This is a genomic window from Pseudomonas ovata (assembly GCF_003131185.1).
Taxonomy (GTDB): Bacteria; Pseudomonadota; Gammaproteobacteria; order Pseudomonadales; family Pseudomonadaceae; genus Aquipseudomonas; species Aquipseudomonas ovata.
Map to the genome: position 1 here is coordinate 40,570 of NZ_QFFU01000001.1, position 17,636 is coordinate 58,205.

Annotated in this window: 19 protein-coding genes; 5 read left to right on the forward strand and 14 right to left on the reverse strand. The window is 61.0% G+C overall.

The window, feature by feature from the left end; all coding sequences use genetic code 11:
- Positions 1-51: 51 nt before the first annotated feature.
- Positions 52-474, forward strand: coding sequence for a quorum-sensing-regulated virulence factor family protein (locus DGA31_RS00225; protein WP_056835004.1), 423 nt, complete (start codon positions 52-54; stop codon positions 472-474).
- 3 nt (positions 475-477) lie between these two features.
- Here the strand turns inward: DGA31_RS00225 and DGA31_RS00230 are convergent, their stop codons facing one another.
- Positions 478-669: a hypothetical protein gene (locus tag DGA31_RS00230; RefSeq protein WP_421957942.1), complete on the reverse strand. Its 192-nt coding sequence runs from the start codon at positions 667-669 to the stop codon at positions 478-480.
- A 383-nt stretch (positions 670-1,052) separates the two neighbouring features.
- On the opposite strand from DGA31_RS00230, the gene DGA31_RS00235 reads away from it, so the two are divergent.
- Complete coding sequence (locus DGA31_RS00235; RefSeq protein WP_109511170.1) at positions 1,053-2,171, forward strand: LOG family protein; 1,119 nt, start codon at positions 1,053-1,055, stop codon at positions 2,169-2,171.
- Positions 2,172-2,207: 36 nt separating this feature from the next.
- Here the strand turns inward: DGA31_RS00235 and recX are convergent, their stop codons facing one another.
- From recX to DGA31_RS00250, 3 genes are all read right to left on the reverse strand, one after another.
- Complete coding sequence (gene recX / locus DGA31_RS00240; protein ID WP_109511171.1) at positions 2,208-2,678, reverse strand: recombination regulator RecX; 471 nt, start codon at positions 2,676-2,678, stop codon at positions 2,208-2,210.
- Positions 2,679-2,687: 9 nt separating this feature from the next.
- On the reverse strand, positions 2,688-3,755 hold the full coding sequence (recA, locus tag DGA31_RS00245) for a recombinase RecA (protein WP_056834997.1): 1,068 nt from the start codon (positions 3,753-3,755) through the stop codon (positions 2,688-2,690).
- Positions 3,756-3,847: 92 nt separating this feature from the next.
- A complete protein-coding gene (locus DGA31_RS00250; protein WP_109511172.1) occupies positions 3,848-4,348 on the reverse strand; it encodes a CinA family protein in 501 nt (166 codons plus the stop codon).
- A 274-nt stretch (positions 4,349-4,622) separates the two neighbouring features.
- On the opposite strand from DGA31_RS00250, the gene mutS reads away from it, so the two are divergent.
- Entirely contained in the window at positions 4,623-7,202 is a 2,580-nt protein-coding gene (gene mutS / locus DGA31_RS00255) for a DNA mismatch repair protein MutS (RefSeq protein ID WP_161959133.1), read from the forward strand.
- Between the two features lie 253 nt (positions 7,203-7,455).
- A complete protein-coding gene (fdxA, locus tag DGA31_RS00260) occupies positions 7,456-7,779 on the forward strand; it encodes a ferredoxin FdxA (protein WP_056834991.1) in 324 nt (107 codons plus the stop codon).
- Positions 7,780-8,299: 520 nt separating this feature from the next.
- Here the strand turns inward: fdxA and rpoS are convergent.
- The 8 genes from rpoS to DGA31_RS00305 form a co-directional block, all read right to left on the reverse strand.
- Positions 8,300-9,310, reverse strand: coding sequence for an RNA polymerase sigma factor RpoS (gene rpoS / locus DGA31_RS00270; protein WP_109511175.1), 1,011 nt, complete (start codon positions 9,308-9,310; stop codon positions 8,300-8,302).
- 104 nt (positions 9,311-9,414) lie between these two features.
- The gene (locus DGA31_RS00275; protein ID WP_109511176.1) at positions 9,415-10,284 is read right to left on the reverse strand and encodes a peptidoglycan DD-metalloendopeptidase family protein; all 870 of its coding nucleotides are present in this window, start codon (positions 10,282-10,284) and stop codon (positions 9,415-9,417) included.
- A 208-nt stretch (positions 10,285-10,492) separates the two neighbouring features.
- Complete coding sequence (locus DGA31_RS00280) at positions 10,493-11,128, reverse strand: protein-L-isoaspartate(D-aspartate) O-methyltransferase (protein ID WP_177339444.1); 636 nt, start codon at positions 11,126-11,128, stop codon at positions 10,493-10,495.
- Between the two features lie 41 nt (positions 11,129-11,169).
- The gene (surE, locus tag DGA31_RS00285) at positions 11,170-11,919 is read right to left on the reverse strand and encodes a 5'/3'-nucleotidase SurE (RefSeq protein ID WP_056834986.1); all 750 of its coding nucleotides are present in this window, start codon (positions 11,917-11,919) and stop codon (positions 11,170-11,172) included.
- Positions 11,907-12,965, reverse strand: a complete 1,059-nt coding sequence (truD, locus tag DGA31_RS00290) for a tRNA pseudouridine(13) synthase TruD (protein WP_109511177.1) — start codon at positions 12,963-12,965, stop codon at positions 11,907-11,909. Before truD ends, surE begins: the two co-directional genes overlap by 13 nt.
- Positions 12,962-13,435: a 2-C-methyl-D-erythritol 2,4-cyclodiphosphate synthase gene (gene ispF, locus DGA31_RS00295; protein ID WP_056834982.1), complete on the reverse strand. Its 474-nt coding sequence runs from the start codon at positions 13,433-13,435 to the stop codon at positions 12,962-12,964. The genes truD and ispF overlap by 4 nt, the downstream gene beginning before the upstream one ends.
- Before the next feature lie 81 nt (positions 13,436-13,516).
- A complete protein-coding gene (gene fghA, locus DGA31_RS00300) occupies positions 13,517-14,365 on the reverse strand; it encodes an S-formylglutathione hydrolase (protein WP_109511178.1) in 849 nt (282 codons plus the stop codon).
- A gap of 88 nt (positions 14,366-14,453) precedes the next feature.
- Complete coding sequence (locus tag DGA31_RS00305; protein WP_056834978.1) at positions 14,454-15,566, reverse strand: S-(hydroxymethyl)glutathione dehydrogenase/class III alcohol dehydrogenase; 1,113 nt, start codon at positions 15,564-15,566, stop codon at positions 14,454-14,456.
- A 104-nt stretch (positions 15,567-15,670) separates the two neighbouring features.
- On the opposite strand from DGA31_RS00305, the gene DGA31_RS00310 reads away from it, so the two are divergent.
- Entirely contained in the window at positions 15,671-16,633 is a 963-nt protein-coding gene (locus DGA31_RS00310) for a LysR family transcriptional regulator (RefSeq protein WP_109511179.1), read from the forward strand.
- On the opposite strand, the gene ispD is transcribed toward DGA31_RS00310, so the two are convergent.
- Entirely contained in the window at positions 16,578-17,285 is a 708-nt protein-coding gene (gene ispD, locus DGA31_RS00315) for a 2-C-methyl-D-erythritol 4-phosphate cytidylyltransferase (protein ID WP_109511490.1), read from the reverse strand. The genes DGA31_RS00310 and ispD overlap by 56 nt on opposite strands.
- A gap of 7 nt (positions 17,286-17,292) precedes the next feature.
- Positions 17,293-17,571 (reverse strand): cell division protein FtsB, encoded by a 279-nt coding sequence (gene ftsB, locus DGA31_RS00320; RefSeq protein WP_056834975.1) that lies wholly within the window; start codon positions 17,569-17,571, stop codon positions 17,293-17,295.
- Between the last annotated feature and the right edge of the window lie 65 nt (positions 17,572-17,636).

Here is a 17,636-nt window from a genome sequence, read left to right on the forward strand (position 1 = left end):
GCCCACCCTAGTTGCTGGTCAAAGCGCCAGCCACCGTATCAGGAGAGTTCAATGCTGCGCCTTATCGCCCCCACCCTCATGCTTGTGCTCGCAGCCCCCCTGGTTGCCCAGGCCGCTTCGAAGCAAGAGTACGAATTGAGCAAAATGCTGGAACAAGTCGCCAGGGAAAGCAGTGTGGGCACGCCGCGCGCCATCAACGAAGACATTCTTGACCAGGGCTACACGGTCAACGGCAACGAGTTGATCAATCACCTGAGCGTGCGTGAAGGCCAGGCCCGGCAGATGCGTGCCAATCCCGACACCGTGCGCGCCCAACTGGCCAACAGTGTCTGTCACAACAACGGCTATCGCCAGTTGATGACCAAGGGGGCCGTGCTCAAGTATCAGTTCACCGAGTACAAGACCAACCGCCCTGTCATCAGCCAGTCGTTCATCAATACCGATTGCACCACCAAACCTGCAGCCAAGAAGTAAGCGCTACGATTTGGCGGCGTGCATGCGTCTTGCAGCGCGCCGTTGCTCATCGTCGGCGCGTAACTCGGCAATCAATGCCTGGACATACCGCGAGCGGGTTTCCTCACCGCGCAGTCGGCGCAGGCATTCCTGCTGCACTGTCAGGCCCTCCGTCTGTGCAGACTGCTCGATCGCGTCGTACAGCCACTGATCCATTTCAATCCTGATGATTACCATCTGCAGCCTCCCTGCACGTCCATCATCACTGGCTACCGGCCAGGTTCCGCTGCTGTGCAAACAGCCTGAGCATTGCGATCGGGCCCCGTCCTGAATGCAGTAAATCAGAGCAACGGACGCGCATCCGGCTGACCGACGGACGGGCGCTGACAAGTCGCAACCGATATCGACAAGCGGCCACAGCACAAACCTTGATAACCTTTATGCAGGCTTGCAGCCCTGATGGCGACAGGAAATTGCCCATCACCGAATACCCACGTATTTCGCCAACCCAAGGACACAGGCAGGATCGGCTCCGGTTCAAGTGCAGACCCGACATGCAGCGGGCTGTTGTATCGATTCTGCAGGAGGAGAACACCTAAATGCCGTATGTACCCAACGATGTTCTGTCCCGGCACTTTCAGGACAAAGGCCTGGATATCACCGACCAGGTCCAGAAACACCTTGATTTGCTGGCGCCTGGCAGCGCCAACCTGCCGCTGTACCGCGACATGATCCTTACCGTCTTGCGCATGGCCGAGGATGACCGCAACCGCTGGGATGCCAAGATCGTTCTGCAGACACTGCGCGAGCTGGATAACGCCTTTCGCGCCCTGGAGCAGTTCAAGGGACGCCGCAAGGTCACGGTATTCGGCTCGGCCCGCACCCCGCTCGAACACCCGCTCTATGTGCAGGCGCGTGAACTGGGAGAGCGCTTGGCCAAGGCCGGCATCATGGTCATTACCGGTGGTGGCGGCGGCATCATGGCCGCCGCCCATGAAGGGGCCGGGCTTGAACACAGCCTGGGGCTCAATATCACCCTGCCCTTCGAACAGCACGCCAATGCCACTGTAGAAGGCAGCGAGCATTTGCTGTCTTTCCACTTCTTTTTCACGCGCAAGTTGTTCTTTGTCAAGGAGGCCGATGCCCTGGTGCTTTGCCCGGGCGGCTTCGGCACGCTGGATGAAGCACTTGAAGTGCTGACCCTGATCCAGACCGGCAAGAGTCCACTGGTGCCCATCGTCCTGCTCGACGTGCCCGGGGGTGGCTTCTGGCAAGGTGCACTGGATTTTTTCAAGGCCCAGTTGCAGGACAATCACTACATCCTGCCCAGCGACATGCAGCTGCTGCGCCTGGTGCACAGCCCTGAGCAGGCCGTCGAGGAAATCGATCGTTTTTACAGCAACTTCCATTCAAGCCGTTGGCTGAAAAAGACATTCGTGCTGCGCATGCACCACCCCCTCAACGAGACAGCGTTGGCGCATGTGCGCAACACCTTTGCCGATCTGTGCCTGAGCGGGGGGTTCGAGCAACTTGGTGTTGAATCGCCTGAACGTGAAGACTCACCGTTCAGTCATCTGACACGGTTGACCTTCGCCTTTACCGGACGACAGCAAGGGCGCTTGCGCGAGTTGATCGACTGTATCAACCAGCCGGAAAACTGGGTCGAGGCCTCGCCTTGCAGCGAGGATGCTTCACGCGAACCGCTGAATATCGATTGAGGGCTGGCTGGCGGGCTCAGGCACCGCTCAATAGGCTCAGTCGAAATCGCCACCCCGGCCGCTCAACAGGCGGCCGATCAGGTCTATCGGGTAACCCCGATAGCTCAGGAAACGGGTCTGCTGGGCACGCTCACGCATATCAGCAGGCAACTTGCCGGCAAACTTGCGCTGCCAGGTTTCTTCCAGCCGCGCTCGCCAGTCAACATCACATTCACTTAACGCCTGCTCGATATCAGCACGCGCCAGACCACGCTGGCTCAGCTCTTCACGAATACGCAAAGGGCCTTGCCCGCCACGGGCACGCGAGGCGATGAAGCTTTCAAGGTAACGGGTTTCAGACAGGAGGCCGTCCTCGACCAGGCGGTCAAGGGCGGCGTCGATCATTTCGGAAGAGGCGCCGCGCTGGCGCAGTTTGCGCGCCAGTTCGACACGACCGTGCTCGCGACGTGCGAGCAGGTCCATTGCAGTGCGCCGTACAGCGACGAGGGTATCGAGCACGGTGGTCATGGTCGACTATCAGCTATCGGCGTCGATTTCGGCCATGTCGTCAGCAGACTCATCGGCACTTACAGGAAGCGCGTCAGCCGCTGCGGCACCACCATTGAGCAGCTTGTCGCGAATCTGTTTCTCGAGCGCGCCGGCGATGTCCTGGTTTTCCGCCAGGAACTTGGCCGAGTTGGCCTTGCCCTGACCGATCTTGCTGCCCTTGTAGCTGTACCAGGCACCGGATTTCTCGAGAAAGCCATGCGCCACGGCCAGGTCGATGATCTCGCCGTTCAGGTAGATGCCCTTGCCGTACAGGATCTGGAACTCGGCCTGACGGAACGGCGGTGCCACCTTGTTCTTGACGATCTTGACGCGGGTTTCGCTGCCGACCACTTCGTCGCCTTCTTTCACGGCGCCGGTACGGCGAATGTCCAGGCGCACCGAAGCGTAGAACTTCAGGGCATTACCACCGGTGGTGGTTTCCGGGCTGCCGAACATTACACCGATCTTCATGCGGATCTGGTTGATGAAGATCACCAGGCAGTTGGCGTTCTTGATGTTACCGGTGATCTTGCGCAGCGCCTGGGACATCAGGCGAGCCTGCAGGCCCACGTGCATGTCGCCCATTTCGCCTTCGATTTCAGCCTTGGGCACCAGGGCGGCCACGGAGTCGACCACGATCACGTCGACGGCATTGGAGCGCACCAGCATGTCGGTGATTTCCAGTGCCTGCTCGCCGGTGTCCGGCTGGGAAACCAGCAGGTCGTCGACATTGACGCCCAGCTTGCCGGCGTACTCAGGGTCCAGGGCGTGCTCGGCGTCGACGAAGGCGCAGGTGGCCCCCAGCTTCTGTGCCTGGGCGATCACCGACAGGGTCAGGGTGGTTTTACCGGATGATTCCGGGCCATAGATCTCGACGATACGGCCGCGTGGCAGACCGCCGATACCCAGCGCGATGTCCAGGCCCAGCGAGCCGGTGGAGATGGAAGGAATAGCCTGGCGGTCCTGGTCACCCATGCGCATTACGGCACCTTTGCCGAACTGACGCTCGATCTGACCCAAGGCCGCAGCCAAGGCTTTCTTCTTGTTCTCGTCCATTGAAGTCCTCACGTAATCAAATTCATTAAAGGCCTTGCGGCCACGACAACTGTATAAGTAGCCAGTATTATTCCACAGCCCCGAGCGCTCGCCTACCCCTGTTTCGGTTTTTCACCTGCACAAAGGTGAATGAGCCCCTCTAGAGCGGCCCTGACCGTTTGTCGGCGTACTTCATCGCGATCGCCGGCAAAGTGATGGCCCTGAGCCACAACCTGCGCACCGTCGGCCCAGCCGATCCAGACCGTTCCCACCGGCTTTTGCGGTGAGCCACCTGAAGGACCGGCCACCCCGCTGACCGCAACGGCAAAGCGCGCACCGCTATGGCGTTGCGCACCAAGCACCATGGCTCGCACCACCTCTTCACTGACCGCCCCAACTGTGTCGAACAACGTCTCGGACACTTGCAACTGACGCACTTTCTGCGCGTTGGAATAGGTCACATAGCCCGCCTCGAACCAGGCTGAACTGCCGCTGATACGGGTGATGGCCTCGGCGATGCCACCACCGGTGCATGACTCGGCCGTACTGACCTGAGCCTTGAGCGATACAAGGTGCCTGCCAAGCGTGTCGGCAAGCCGGGTGATGTCATCCATGGTGCAATTCCTGGCAATGAAGAAAGTGACAGGTCCGTCGAACGGACAGCGGGGGAAGTCTACACATTCACCGCCTGCGCGCACCCAGCCAAATGTATAGGCATCCTTCACAGCGGTCCGGTGCGCACCTGCGCCGACCCGGCGCGCGTGGTAACCTTGCGCCCATCGCCGAGCCGCCAGCAGACACCTCCTGTTTCAAATCGAAACCCGCTTCTGCCCCGGGCGCCGCCCCCTTTCTTTACGACTCTGTCTGATCCCACTGATGAATAAAGCCATTTCCGACCTGTCCTCCCACACACCGATGATGCAGCAATACTGGCGGCTGAAAAATCAGCACCCGGACCAGCTGATGTTCTATCGCATGGGCGATTTCTATGAAATCTTCTATGAAGACGCCAAAAAAGCCGCAAAGTTGCTGGACATCACCCTGACCGCTCGCGGTCAGTCGGCCGGCCAGAGCATTCCCATGTGCGGCATTCCCTACCACGCCGCCGAAGGCTACCTGGCCAAGCTGGTCAAGCTGGGCGAGTCGGTGGTGATTTGCGAACAGATCGGCGACCCGGCAACCAGCAAAGGCCCGGTCGAACGCCAGGTGGTGCGCATCATCACACCGGGTACGGTCAGCGATGAAGCACTGCTTGATGAGCGTCGTGACAACCTCCTGGCCGCGGTACTGGGCGATGAGCGCCTGTTCGGCCTGGCGGTGCTGGACATCACCAGCGGCCTGTTCAGCGTGCAGGAAATCAAGGGCTGGGAAACGCTGCTGGCCGAGCTGGAGCGGATCAATCCGGTCGAACTGCTGATTCCCGATGACTGGCCCCAGGGCCTGCCCGCTGAAAAGCGTCGAGGCGCACGCCGCCGCGCCCCTTGGGATTTCGAGCGCGACTCGGCCCACAAGAGCCTGTGCCAGCAGTTTTCGACCCAGGACCTCAAAGGTTTCGGCTGTGAAACCCTGACCCTGGCCATTGGCGCGGCCGGCTGCCTGCTGGGCTACGCCAAGGAAACCCAGCGCACCGCCCTGCCGCACTTGCGCAGCCTGCGCCATGAGCGTCTGGACGACACGGTCATCATGGACGGAGCCAGCCGCCGCAACCTGGAGCTGGATACCAATCTGGCCGGTGGCCGTGACAATACTCTGCTGTCGGTCATTGACCGCTGCCAGACGGCGATGGGCACACGCCTGCTGATCCGCTGGCTGAATCGCCCCCTGCGCGACCTGCCAGTGATCCAGGCCCGCCAGAGCGGTATCGACTGCCTGCTGGAGCAGTATCGTTTCGAGGGCCTGCAGCCGCAGCTCAAGGAAATCGGCGACATCGAGCGCATCCTGGCGCGCATCGGCTTGCGTAATGCCCGCCCACGTGATCTGGCGCGCCTGCGTGACGCCCTCGGCGCCCTGCCCGCGCTGCAACACGCCATGGCCGACCTGCAAGCGCCGCACTTGCAGCAACTGGCACAGACGACCAGCACCTACCCGGAACTGGCCGAGCTGCTGCAACGGGCAATCATCGACAACCCGCCGGCGGTCATCCGCGAGGGTGGCGTGCTCAAGACCGGCTACGACGCCGAGCTGGACGACTTGCAATCGCTGAGCGAGAACGCCGGGCAATTCCTCATCGATCTCGAAACCCGGGAAAAGGCCCGCACGGGCCTGGCCAACCTCAAGGTCGGCTATAACCGGGTGCACGGGTATTTCATCGAGCTGCCCAGCAAGCAGGCCGAGCAGGCGCCGGCCGACTACATCCGGCGCCAGACCCTCAAGGGGGCCGAACGCTTCATCACCCCGGAGCTCAAGGAATTCGAAGACAAGGCGCTGTCGGCCAAGAGCCGCGCCCTGGCCCGCGAGAAAATACTCTATGAAGCCCTCCTCGAAGACCTGATCGGCCATCTGGCGCCGCTGCAGGACACCGCTGCGGCCCTGGCCGAACTGGACGTGCTGAGCAACCTGGCCGAACGCGCCCTGAACCTGGACCTCAATTGCCCACGCTTCGTCGCACAACCGTGCATGAAGATCGAGCAAGGCCGTCACCCGGTGGTCGAGCAGGTGCTGTCGAGCCCGTTCGTGGCCAACGACCTGGCGCTGGACGACAACACCCGCATGCTGGTCATCACTGGCCCGAACATGGGCGGTAAATCGACCTACATGCGTCAGACCGCCCTGATCGTGCTGCTGGCCCACATTGGCAGCTACGTGCCGGCGGCCCGTTGCGAACTGTCACTGGTCGACCGGATCTTTACCCGCATCGGCTCCAGCGACGACCTGGCCGGTGGACGCTCGACCTTCATGGTGGAAATGAGCGAAACGGCCAATATCCTGCACAATGCCACTGACCGCAGCCTGGTGCTGATGGATGAGGTCGGACGCGGCACCAGTACGTTCGACGGTCTGTCGCTGGCCTGGGCGGCGGCAGAATGCCTGGCCCAGCTACGCGCCTACACACTGTTTGCCACGCACTATTTCGAACTGACGGTATTGCCCGAAAGCGAGCCGCTGGTCAGCAACGTGCATCTCAATGCCACCGAGCACAATGAGCGCATCGTGTTTCTGCATCGGGTGCTGCCAGGACCGGCCAGCCAGAGCTATGGCCTGGCAGTGGCGCAACTGGCCGGGGTTCCGGGCCGGGTCATCAGCCGGGCCAAGGAGCACCTGCAACGCCTGGAGACCACCAGCCTGCCGCATGAGCAGACGCATGCACCGCTCAAGGCCAAGGCCGGAAAACCGGCCGCCCCCCAACAGAGCGACCTGTTTGCTGCCCTGCCGCATCCGGTGCTCGAAGAGCTTGGACGCCTCAAGCCCGATGACCTGACGCCTCGTCAGGCGCTGGATTTGTTGTACTCATTGCAAACTCGCCTGTGACGCCGGGCGTTACATACTGTTAGAATCCCGCGCGGTTTTGGAATGCTCTTGACACCTAGCCTGGTCAAGTCGCTATCCGGGCCGCGTGAGGACCTAGCGAACCACAGGTCGAGCGGCAGGCGGATACAGCCAACCCGCCTTGAGACCACTCACTTGAAGCCCATGTTTTCACACGGCTCGGGCGATAACCTCCCGAACCTGGCATCGCTGTCTGACAGTGCGATGCTGCCGCCGCCTGAGGAGAAAATTAGAAATGACCTTCGTCGTCACCGACAACTGCATCAAGTGCAAGTACACCGACTGCGTAGAAGTCTGTCCGGTGGACTGCTTTTACGAAGGCCCGAATTTCCTGGTGATCCACCCGGATGAGTGCATCGACTGCGCCCTGTGCGAGCCTGAATGCCCGGCCCAGGCCATTTTCTCGGAAGACGAGATTCCGGCTGGCATGGAGAACTTCATCGAACTCAATGCCGAGCTTGCCGAGGTCTGGCCGAACATTACCGAGCGTAAGGATGCTCTCCCCGACGCCGAGGAGTGGGACGGCAAGAAAGGCAAGATTGCCGATCTGGAGCGTTGACCAAAAGGCCCCTTGCGGGCCTTTTGCTTATCTTTTCTGCAGGCAAAAAAAGGGGCGGTATAACCGCCCACATTTTTCCTTGGTCCATTTGATCCCTTTCATCATCCTGATGAATCGCATCCTGCGATGTCCTTGTCAGCGCTCATCCTTGAGTGCCTGTACCGATCCGTTGGTACAGTTCCGATCATAGTGATTTTCAGACTAAGGGCAACCCCCCTCAACAGCATCAAAAGTGTCAAAATAATGAACAGTATTCAGAAAAAATCTATTCAAATCAAAGTGATGGGTATTTTCATGATGCGCAACTGGAATAATTTTACACACTAAGCCTGCAAACACTTACAGCCTGCGTAAGCAATGACTTACACGACGCTTAGTTAGTGTCAAAAAGCCGCCCCCGCACCCAGCCCTGCACTATTAAAAGATGCTATTGCCACGATATTGTCATGAAATCATGCAGGCAGCAAAAAGGCCGATAGCAACAGGCATGTTGCTATCGGCCTTTTGTCTGGCAGGCGAACTACTGGAAGAGCGACTCGCTGGAGAGGCCGTTCTTTTCAAGGATTTCACGCAGGCGCTTGAGGCCCTCGACCTGGATCTGCCGGACCCGCTCACGCGTCAGGCCGATCTCGAGACCGACATCCTCCAGCGTGCTGCTTTCATGACCCCGCAGACCGAAGCGGCGAATGACCACCTCGCGCTGCTTTTCGGTCAACTCCGAAAGCCATTGGTCGATGCTTTGCGAAAGATCATCATCCTGCAGCAACTCGCAGGGGTCGGTGGGTCGATCATCGGTCAGGGTATCAAGCAGTGTCTTGTCCGAGTCAGGCCCCAGCGACACATCCACGGAGGAGACCCGCTCATTGAGCCCAAGCATGCGCTTGACCTCACTCACGGGCTTTTCCAGCAAGTGGGCGATCTCTTCAGCGGAAGGTTCATGATCGAGCTTCTGGGTCAGTTCACGGGCAGCGCGCAAATAGACGTTGAGCTCCTTGACGACATGAATCGGCAGACGGATGGTCCGCGTCTGGTTCATGATCGCCCGTTCGATGGTCTGGCGAATCCACCAGGTCGCGTAGGTCGAAAAACGGAAACCCCGTTCAGGGTCGAATTTCTCGACGGCCCGGATCAACCCCAGATTGCCCTCTTCGATAAGGTCCAGCAATGACAGGCCGCGATTGACATAGCGCCTGGCAATCTTGACCACCAGCCTCAGGTTGCTTTCGATCATGCGTTTACGCCCCGCAGGATCGCCACGTTGCGACAGACGCGCAAAGTGAACTTCCTCTTCCGGAGACAACAAGGGCGAAAAACCGATTTCATTGAGGTACAACTGGGTGGCGTCTAGCGCCCGGGTGTAATCGATGTACTTGTGCTGTTTGAGCGAAGAAGAAGTTTTAGCCTTGGCGCGAGCCGAGACCGGGGTTGACGACTGCTTTTCGTCAGACACCTGCTCCAGGACAATGCCTGCTTCCGTAAGGAGCACTTCATCATCGATGTCAAACTCCGGCGCCTCGTTGCTAAGAGCCATTGTTATAGTCCTTTGGTGAGTTCGACCTCAAGCCCCCGCGTCGCCTGATTTCCATGGCAACGCCTGAGCCTGTTCCTATTACGCCAGGAACAGGCCGACAACGTTCAACGGCGTGGCAAGAATTGCAGCGGATCTACAGGCTTACCCTGGCGGCGAATCTCGAAATGCAGCTTCACCCGGTCAGTCCCCGTTGACCCCATCTCGGCAATTGTCTGCCCTGCCTTGACCTGTTGCCCTTCCTGTACGAGCAGCCTGCGGTTATGACCGTAGGCACTGACGTAGGTATCGCTGTGTTTGATGATGATCAATTCGCCGTAGCCCCGCAATCCACTCCCGGCGTAAACAACTGAACCATCAGACGCTGCCAAAACAGGCTGTCCCAAATTTCCGGCAATATCAATGCCTTTATTCAAACTTCCGTTTGAAGAAAATTTCCCTATCAAAACGCCACTAGCCGGCCATGTCCAGCCGCCTGGAGAGCGCCCTGCAGGCGTCTGCGGACTGGTGGCTGCCGGTGGAATGACCACTGGCGTTACAGCCACCGGCTTGGTGATGACCGTGGTCTTTACAGAGCCTGAACCACTGCTTGTAGTGGACGTGGAGGTGGTGACCGGACCCGAGCGTGTGGGGGTACTGACGACGCTCGAGGCGGCATCCGAACGCCCGTCGAAACGAATCGTCTGCCCGGGGCGAATGGTATAAGGCTCGGGAATGCGATTGCTCACGGCCAGTGCTTTCCAGTCCCAGCCATAACGGAAGGCAATGGAAAACAACGTGTCACCACGCTTGACCACGTATTGCCCGGAAGTGACGGGGGCACGCTGCTCGACAGCATTGCCGTTGCGATCGACCACACGCACGCCGCCTGAAGGCGAACTGGAGCAGCCGACCAGAAGGACGCTCAAGGCAAGGCCAATCACCAGACGCTGAAAACCTGTCAAAAACCTGAGCTGCCCAATGACTGTGTGACTCACCCGCCACTCCCTTTCCCGGTGATAGATTTGAAATGCTGCCTGTTGTACCGCATAGGCGACTGGCAGCGAGTGTAACCGGTGTTAAGCACGCTTGCCTGTAACAAGCGGCTTCTCTCGATAATGCCAGGTAGCCATATGAGGACACGCGGGCAGGAGGTAGACCGGCGGCGGCGTGAAGAATTCCCATCTGTACCCGGCAAAAAATGACTCAGGCCAATGGTCCGTTGAGCAATGGGACAAAACGCACAGCCCCCAGCACGCGCCTGGAGAACCCGTGTTCCTCACGTACGATCATCAGTAACTGCTGAACCTCGCCTGCGCCCACCGGGATGACCATCCGCCCGCCAGGCGCCAATTGATCGAGCAACGCCTGGGGCACGTCGGTGGCCACTGCCGTGACGATGATGCCGTTGTAAGGCGCCAGCGCCGGCCAGCCTTCCCAACCGTCGCCCCAGCGAAACACCACGTTGCGCACGTTCAACTCCACCAGGCGTTCCTTGGCACGATCCTGCAGCACCTTGATGCGCTCGACGGAAAACACCCGCTCGACCAATTGGGCCAGCACCGCCGTCTGATAGCCGGAACCGGTGCCGATCTCCATCACCTTGTCCAGAGGACCCGCTTCCAGCAGCAGCTCGCTCATGCGCGCCACCATGTAGGGCTGGGAAATGGTCTGGTTATGGCCGATGGGCAAGGCGGTGTCTTCGTAGGCCCGATGCGCCAGGGCCTCGTCGACAAACAGGTGGCGCGGGGTCTTGCGAATGACGTTCAGCACCCGCGCATCCGCCACGCCTTCTTCGGACAATCGCTGGATCAGGCGCTCGCGGGTACGCTGCGACGTCATGCCGATACCGCGGCGCAGCAGGTCATCATGGTCACGGGACATCAGCGCAACCCCTCAAGCCAGGTGTTCAGACGGCTGAAACCGTCCTGAAAGGTCCGGTCAAGCTGCAGCGGTGTGATGGAGACGTATCCCTGCATCACGGCATGGAAATCGGTGCCGGCACCGCCGTCCTCGGCATCGCCGGCGGCCGCAATCCAGTAGCCGGCACGACCACGCGGGTCGACCACCTTGACCGGAGCTGCAGCCCGGGCGCGATGCCCCAGCCGGGTCAACTGGATGCCGCGCACCCGATCCAGGGGCAGGTTGGGAATGTTCACGTTCAGGACCGTACGCGGCGGCAGGTCGAGTTGCTCATGCGCCTCGACCAGCAGACGGGCGTAATGGGCAGCGGTGGCCAGGTTGTCCGGCTGTCGCGACAGGAACGAGAAGGCCATGCCGGGACGCTGCAGGAAACGGCCTTCGAGTGCCGCCGCAACGGTGCCGGAATACAGCACATCGTCACCCAGGTTGGCGCCCAGGTTGATGCCCGAGACGACCATGTCGCAGGTGTACGGCAAGATTCCGTTGAGCCCCAGGTGCACGCAGTCGGTCGGCGTGCCATTGACGCTGATGAAACCGTTGTCCAGGACATGTGGATGCAGGGGACGATCCAGCGTCAGTGAACTGCTGGCGCCGCTTCGGTCTTGATCGGGGGCAATGACCGTGCACTCGGCATAATCCGCCAGCGCCGCATACAGCGCTGCCAGACCGGGTGCGGTGACCCCGTCATCGTTTGAAATCAGAATACGCATGGGCTATCCGTTAGCCCGACCGGCACCAGATCGACGAGTTCGCGTACCAGAACGGTGGCGAAACATCCGGGCGGAAGGACAAATTCCAGTTGCAGAATGTCAGGCTCGGGATAATGCCATGCCAAGCGCCCAATGGGCAGTCGCAGGATACGACGTTCGTGCGCCATGCCCGCCCGCACCAGCCAGTCGCATAGTGCCGCCTCGCTTGCAGCCAGACGGTCCTCCAGCTCGCCGGTGACGCCAGTGGCTGGCGAAGCGCCACTACCCCACTGCGGACCCGTAGGGTGCAGGTCGAGAATCGCCAGGCGTGGGTCACTGCACTCCTCGGGGCCGGCCGAAAAAAAGCTGCGACTGTCAGTAAAGGCCAGCAGATCGCCCACTTGGGCCGTGTTCCAGGTGCCATCGGCCACCCGTGCTGCCAACACCTGGTTGAACAGGTAACTGCGGGCCGTGGATAACAGCCGCGAGCGTACAGCACGCTGCTCGGGCAAGGCCTGACGCCCGGCGTAGTCGCGCGCCTGGGCCAGGTTGCCGCCGTCATGGCCAAAACGCTGGGCACCGAAGTAATTGGGCACGCCTTGGGCGGCGATCGCTTCCAGGCGCCGTTCCAGGGCCTGGGTATCGGCCTTCAATCCTGTCAGGCGCAAGGTGAAGCCATTGGCGGCATGCGCGCCACGCTGCAGTTTGCGCCGGTGCCGGCCGCACGAAAGGATCTTGAGCGTGGCATCCTCGGCTGCCGACAGATCGGGGTCGGCCTTGCCTGGCAACTGAATGCTGAACCACTGGCGAGTCAGTGCCTGCCGATCCTTGAGGCCGGCGTAACTGATGGTACGCAGCGGTACGCCCGCGGCACGGGCCAACCGGCGAGCGGCTTCTTCGGTATTGAGACCGCGTTTTTCGACCCACAGCCATAGATGCTCACCATCGCCGGACAAAGGAATGTCCAGCACCTCATCGACCTGGAAATCCTCGGCGCAGGCCTTGAGGACGGCGGTGCCCAATGCCGCGCCGTAGGCACGCGGCCCCAACAGTTGAAGGTCGTTCATGCGCGCAACAACAGCGCGACGGCATGCACCGCGATGCCTTCTTCGCGGCCGACGAAGCCGAGCTTCTCGGTGGTCGTGGCCTTGACGTTGACCTGGTCGGGATCAACCTGCAGGTCCTGGGCGATCAGCTCGCGCATGGCCTGGATGTGCGGCGCCATTTTCGGTGCCTGGGCGACGATAGTGGCGTCGACATTGGCGATCTTCCAGCCCTTGCCCTGCACCAGCGTGAGGACATGGCGCAGCAGCACACGGCTGTCGGCACCCTTGAATTGCGGATCGGTGTCCGGAAAGTGCTTGCCGATATCGCCCAGCGCAGCGGCACCCAGCAAGGCATCGCTCAAGGCATGCAACAGTACATCGCCATCGGAATGGGCCAGCAGGCCGAAACCGTGTGCAATGCGCACACCGCCCAAGGTAATGAAATCGCCTTCGGCGAAACGGTGCACATCGTAGCCATGGCCAATACGCATAGAAAAACGCCCTGAAAAAAGTCAGGGCGCGATTCTACCTGCTTTGCAGGGTGCAGGGTCAGCACAACTGGGTGCTTTGCCTCAATAAGCGTTCAAGGCCGTGGCATGATGACGCAGGTGTTCCTCGATGAAGCTGGCAATGAAGTAATAGCTGTGATCATAACCGGGCTGCAGCCGCAGATTCAGCGGGTGACCTGCGGCCTTGGCGGCTTGCACCAGTGCCTCGGGCTTGAGCTGGTTGACCAGAAAATCGTCGCGATCACCCTGATCGACCAGGATCGGCAGCTTCTGCGTGGCCTGTGCCAGCAGCAGGCTGGCATCCCACTCGCGCCAGCGCGAGCGGTCCTCGCCCAGGTAGCGAGAGAAGGCTTTCTGGCCCCAGGGGCAATCGACCGGGTTGCTGATGGGCGAGAACGCCGAGACCGACTGATAGCGGCCCGGGTTACGCAAGGCGCAGACCAGCGCACCGTGCCCGCCCATGGAGTGGCCGCTGATGCCCCGCGCCTGGGACGCCGGAAAGTGCGCCTCGATCAGTGCCGGCAACTCATCGACCACATAGTCATGCATCCGGTAATGCTTGGCATACGGCTGCTCGGTGGCATTGAGATAGAAGCCCGCACCCAGGCCGAAATCCCAGGCACCGTCCGGGTCGCCTGGCACATCGGGGCCGCGCGGGCTGGTGTCCGGCGCCACGATGATGATTCCCAACTGCGCGGCCAGTCGATGGGCACCGGCCTTCTGCATGAAGTTTTCATCCGTGCAGGTCAGTCCCGACAGCCAGTACAGCACCGGCAGCTTGCCGCCCTGCTCCGCCTGGGGCGGCAGGTACACGGCAAAGACCATGTCGCAACCCAGTACACTGGACGTGTGCTTGTACCGCTTGTGCCAGCCACCAAAGCTTTTCTGGCAAGAAATGTTTTCCAGATTCATACGACCTCCAGCGACAAGCGATCAACCATAAGCGGCAAGCAGCAACGAATGCCCGCTTGCCGCTTGAAGCTCAACGCTTGAGGCTTATTCAGAAATGGATGACCGAACGAATGCTCTTGCCTTCGTGCATCAGGTCGAACGCCTTGTTGATGTCTTCCAGGCCCATGGTGTGGGTAATGAAGCTGTCCAGCGGAATCTCGCCGGTCTGTGCCATGTCGACATAGCTTGGCAGCTCGGTGCGCCCGCGCACGCCGCCGAAGGCCGAGCCGCGCCAGACGCGACCGGTGACCAGCTGGAACGGACGGGTAGCGATTTCCTGGCCGGCACCGGCCACGCCGATGATCACCGACTCACCCCAGCCCTTGTGGCAGCATTCAAGCGCTGCACGCATCAACTGCACGTTGCCGATGCACTCGAACGAGAAGTCCACGCCGCCATCGGTCAGATCGACAATCACTTCCTGGATAGGACGATCATATTCCTTCGGGTTGATGAAATCGGTAGCACCCAGTTGCCGGGCGATATCGAACTTGGACGGGTTGATATCGATGGCGATGATGCGCGAGGCCTTGGCCTTGACCGCACCAATGATCGCCGACAGACCGATGCCGCCCAGGCCGAAGATCGCCACGGTGTCACCCGGCTTGACCTTGGCGGTGTTGAGCACCGCACCGATGCCGGTGGTCACGCCACAGCCGAGCAGACAGACCTTCTCCAGCGGCGCGTCCTTCTGGATCCTGGCCACCGAGATTTCCGGCAGCACGGTGTACTCGGAGAACGTCGAGGTGCCCATGTAGTGGAAAATCGGCTGGCCTTTATAGGAAAAGCGCGCTGTGCCGTCCGGCATCAGGCCCTTGCCCTGGGTCGCGCGGATCGACTGGCACAGGTTGGTCTTGCCCGACAGGCAGAATTTGCACTGGCGGCACTCGGGGGTGTACAGCGGAATGACGTGGTCGCCGACCGCTACCGAAGTCACGCCCTCGCCGATCGCCTCGACGATGGCGCCGCCTTCATGGCCCAGGATCGCCGGGAAAATACCCTCCGGGTCAGCGCCAGACAACGTGTAGGCGTCGGTGTGGCAAACGCCCGAGGCAACGACCCGCAGCAGCACTTCGCCAGCCTTGGGCATGGCCACATCGATCTCGACAATTTCCAGTGGCTTCTTGGCTTCAAAGGCGACAGCGGCGCGTGACTTGATCATGGGGTCTCTCCGTTAGGGTTAAAACAGACCCGGAGTGTAGTACGCTGCCGAATGATGAGTAATCCAGACAAAAGCAAAACATTATTGCTGCACAGGGACAATCGATGTACACCAATCGCTGGGAAGGTCTGGACGAGTTCGTGGCCGTGGCCGAAAGTGGCCAGTTCACTGCGGCGGCTTTGCGCCTGGGCGTGTCGTCCTCGCACGTCAGCCGGCAGATCATGCGCCTTGAAGAACGCCTTCAAACCCGTCTGCTGTATCGCAGCACCCGCCGCGTGACGCTCACCGAAGCCGGGCAGACGTTCCTGCAGCATTGCCAGCGCCTGCAGGACGGACGCGAAGAAGCACTGCGGGCAATAGGCGACCTGAACAGCGAGCCCAAGGGGCTGTTGCGCATGACCTGCGCGGTGGCCTACGGGGAGCGCTTTATCGCACCGCTGGTGACACGCTTCATGGAAAGCTACCCACAACTGCGGGTCGACATCGAGCTGAGCAACGACACGCTGGACCTGGTGCATGAGGGCATGGATCTGGCGATTCGCCTGGGACGCCTGCAGGATTCACGCCTGGTCGCCACACGCCTGGCACCGCGGCGCATGTACCTGTGCGCGTCGCCGTCCTATCTGGAGCGTTATGGCCGGCCGCACAGCCTGTCGGAGCTGAGCCGCCACAACTGCCTGATCGGCGGCAGCGACACCTGGCTGCTGCAGCAGAACGGGCGGGAGTTTTCCCAGCGCGTCCAGGGCAACTGGCGCTGCAACAGCGGCCAGGCGGTACTGGATGCCGCCTTGCAGGGCACGGGACTGTGCCAGTTGCCGGATTATTATGTGCTGGAGCATTTGCACAGTGGCGCGCTGGTGTCCTTGCTCGAGGGCCATCAGCCGCCCAACACCGCGGTCTGGGCGCTGTACCCACAGCAGCGGCACCTGTCGCCCAAGGTGCGCAAGCTGGTCGACTATCTCAAGCAGGGGCTGGCGCAACGCAAGGAATATGCGGCGGCCCAGGCGTCAGCTAGAAGCGGCTCTGCCGATGCCGGCGCAACCACTCAAGGTCCTCGGGCCGGGTGACCTTGATGTTATCGGCCCGCCCTTCGATCAGGCGCGGGGCTGCGCCGGCCCACTCGATGGCCGACGCCTCGTCAGTGATCGGCACATGCGCCACCAGGCTGTCGGCCAGCGCCCGATGCAAGGCCCCCAGGCGAAACATCTGTGGTGTGTAGGCCTGCCAGATCAGGCGGCGGTCGACGGTCTCGGCCACCCGCCCCTGGGCATCGGCGCGCTTGAGGGTATCGCGGGCCGGTACGGCCAGCAGGCCACCGACCGGATCATCGGCCAGTTCGCCCAACAGCTGATCCAGGTCACTGCGCGCCAGGTTGGGCCGCGCAGCATCGTGCACCAGCACCCAGTCGTCATCGCTGGCGCCCTGCGCATGCAGGTGCAACAAGGCATTGAGGACCGAATCGGCCCGCTCCTTGCCGCCGGTGACGCGCTGAATCCGCGAATCCAGGGCACACGGCAAGGCCGGCCAGTAGGGATCATCCGCCGCCAGGCTGATCACCAGTCCCTTGAGCCTGGGATGATTGAGAAAACACAGCAGGCTGTGTTCGAGAATTGTGAGGCCGCCCAACGGCAGATACTGCTTGGGACGGTCTGCGGCCATGCGAGCGCCAACGCCCGCGGCGGGAATAACAGCCCAGAAGGCCGGCAATACGTCGTTCATGGCAAGGTCACCGCGCAAGCTGATAAAGCGTTTCACCGTCCTTGACCATGCCCAGCTCGTGGCGGGCACGCTCCTCGACGGTCTCCAGACCCTTTTTCAGCTCCATGACCTCGGCATCCAGCACCCGGTTACGTTCGAGCAGGTTAGCGTTTTCGGCGTGTTGATCGGCAATCTGCTGAGTCAGGCTAGCCACTTGCGCCAGGCTTCCGTTGCCTACCCACAGCCGGTATTGCAGACCGGCCAGTAACAGCAACAGGACAAGAAACAACCAGTAAGGACTGCGCATGTAAATATCAGTTACCCGGTAATGAGGCGGCAGAGCCAAAGCATAGTGACCAACGGCATTGGGCC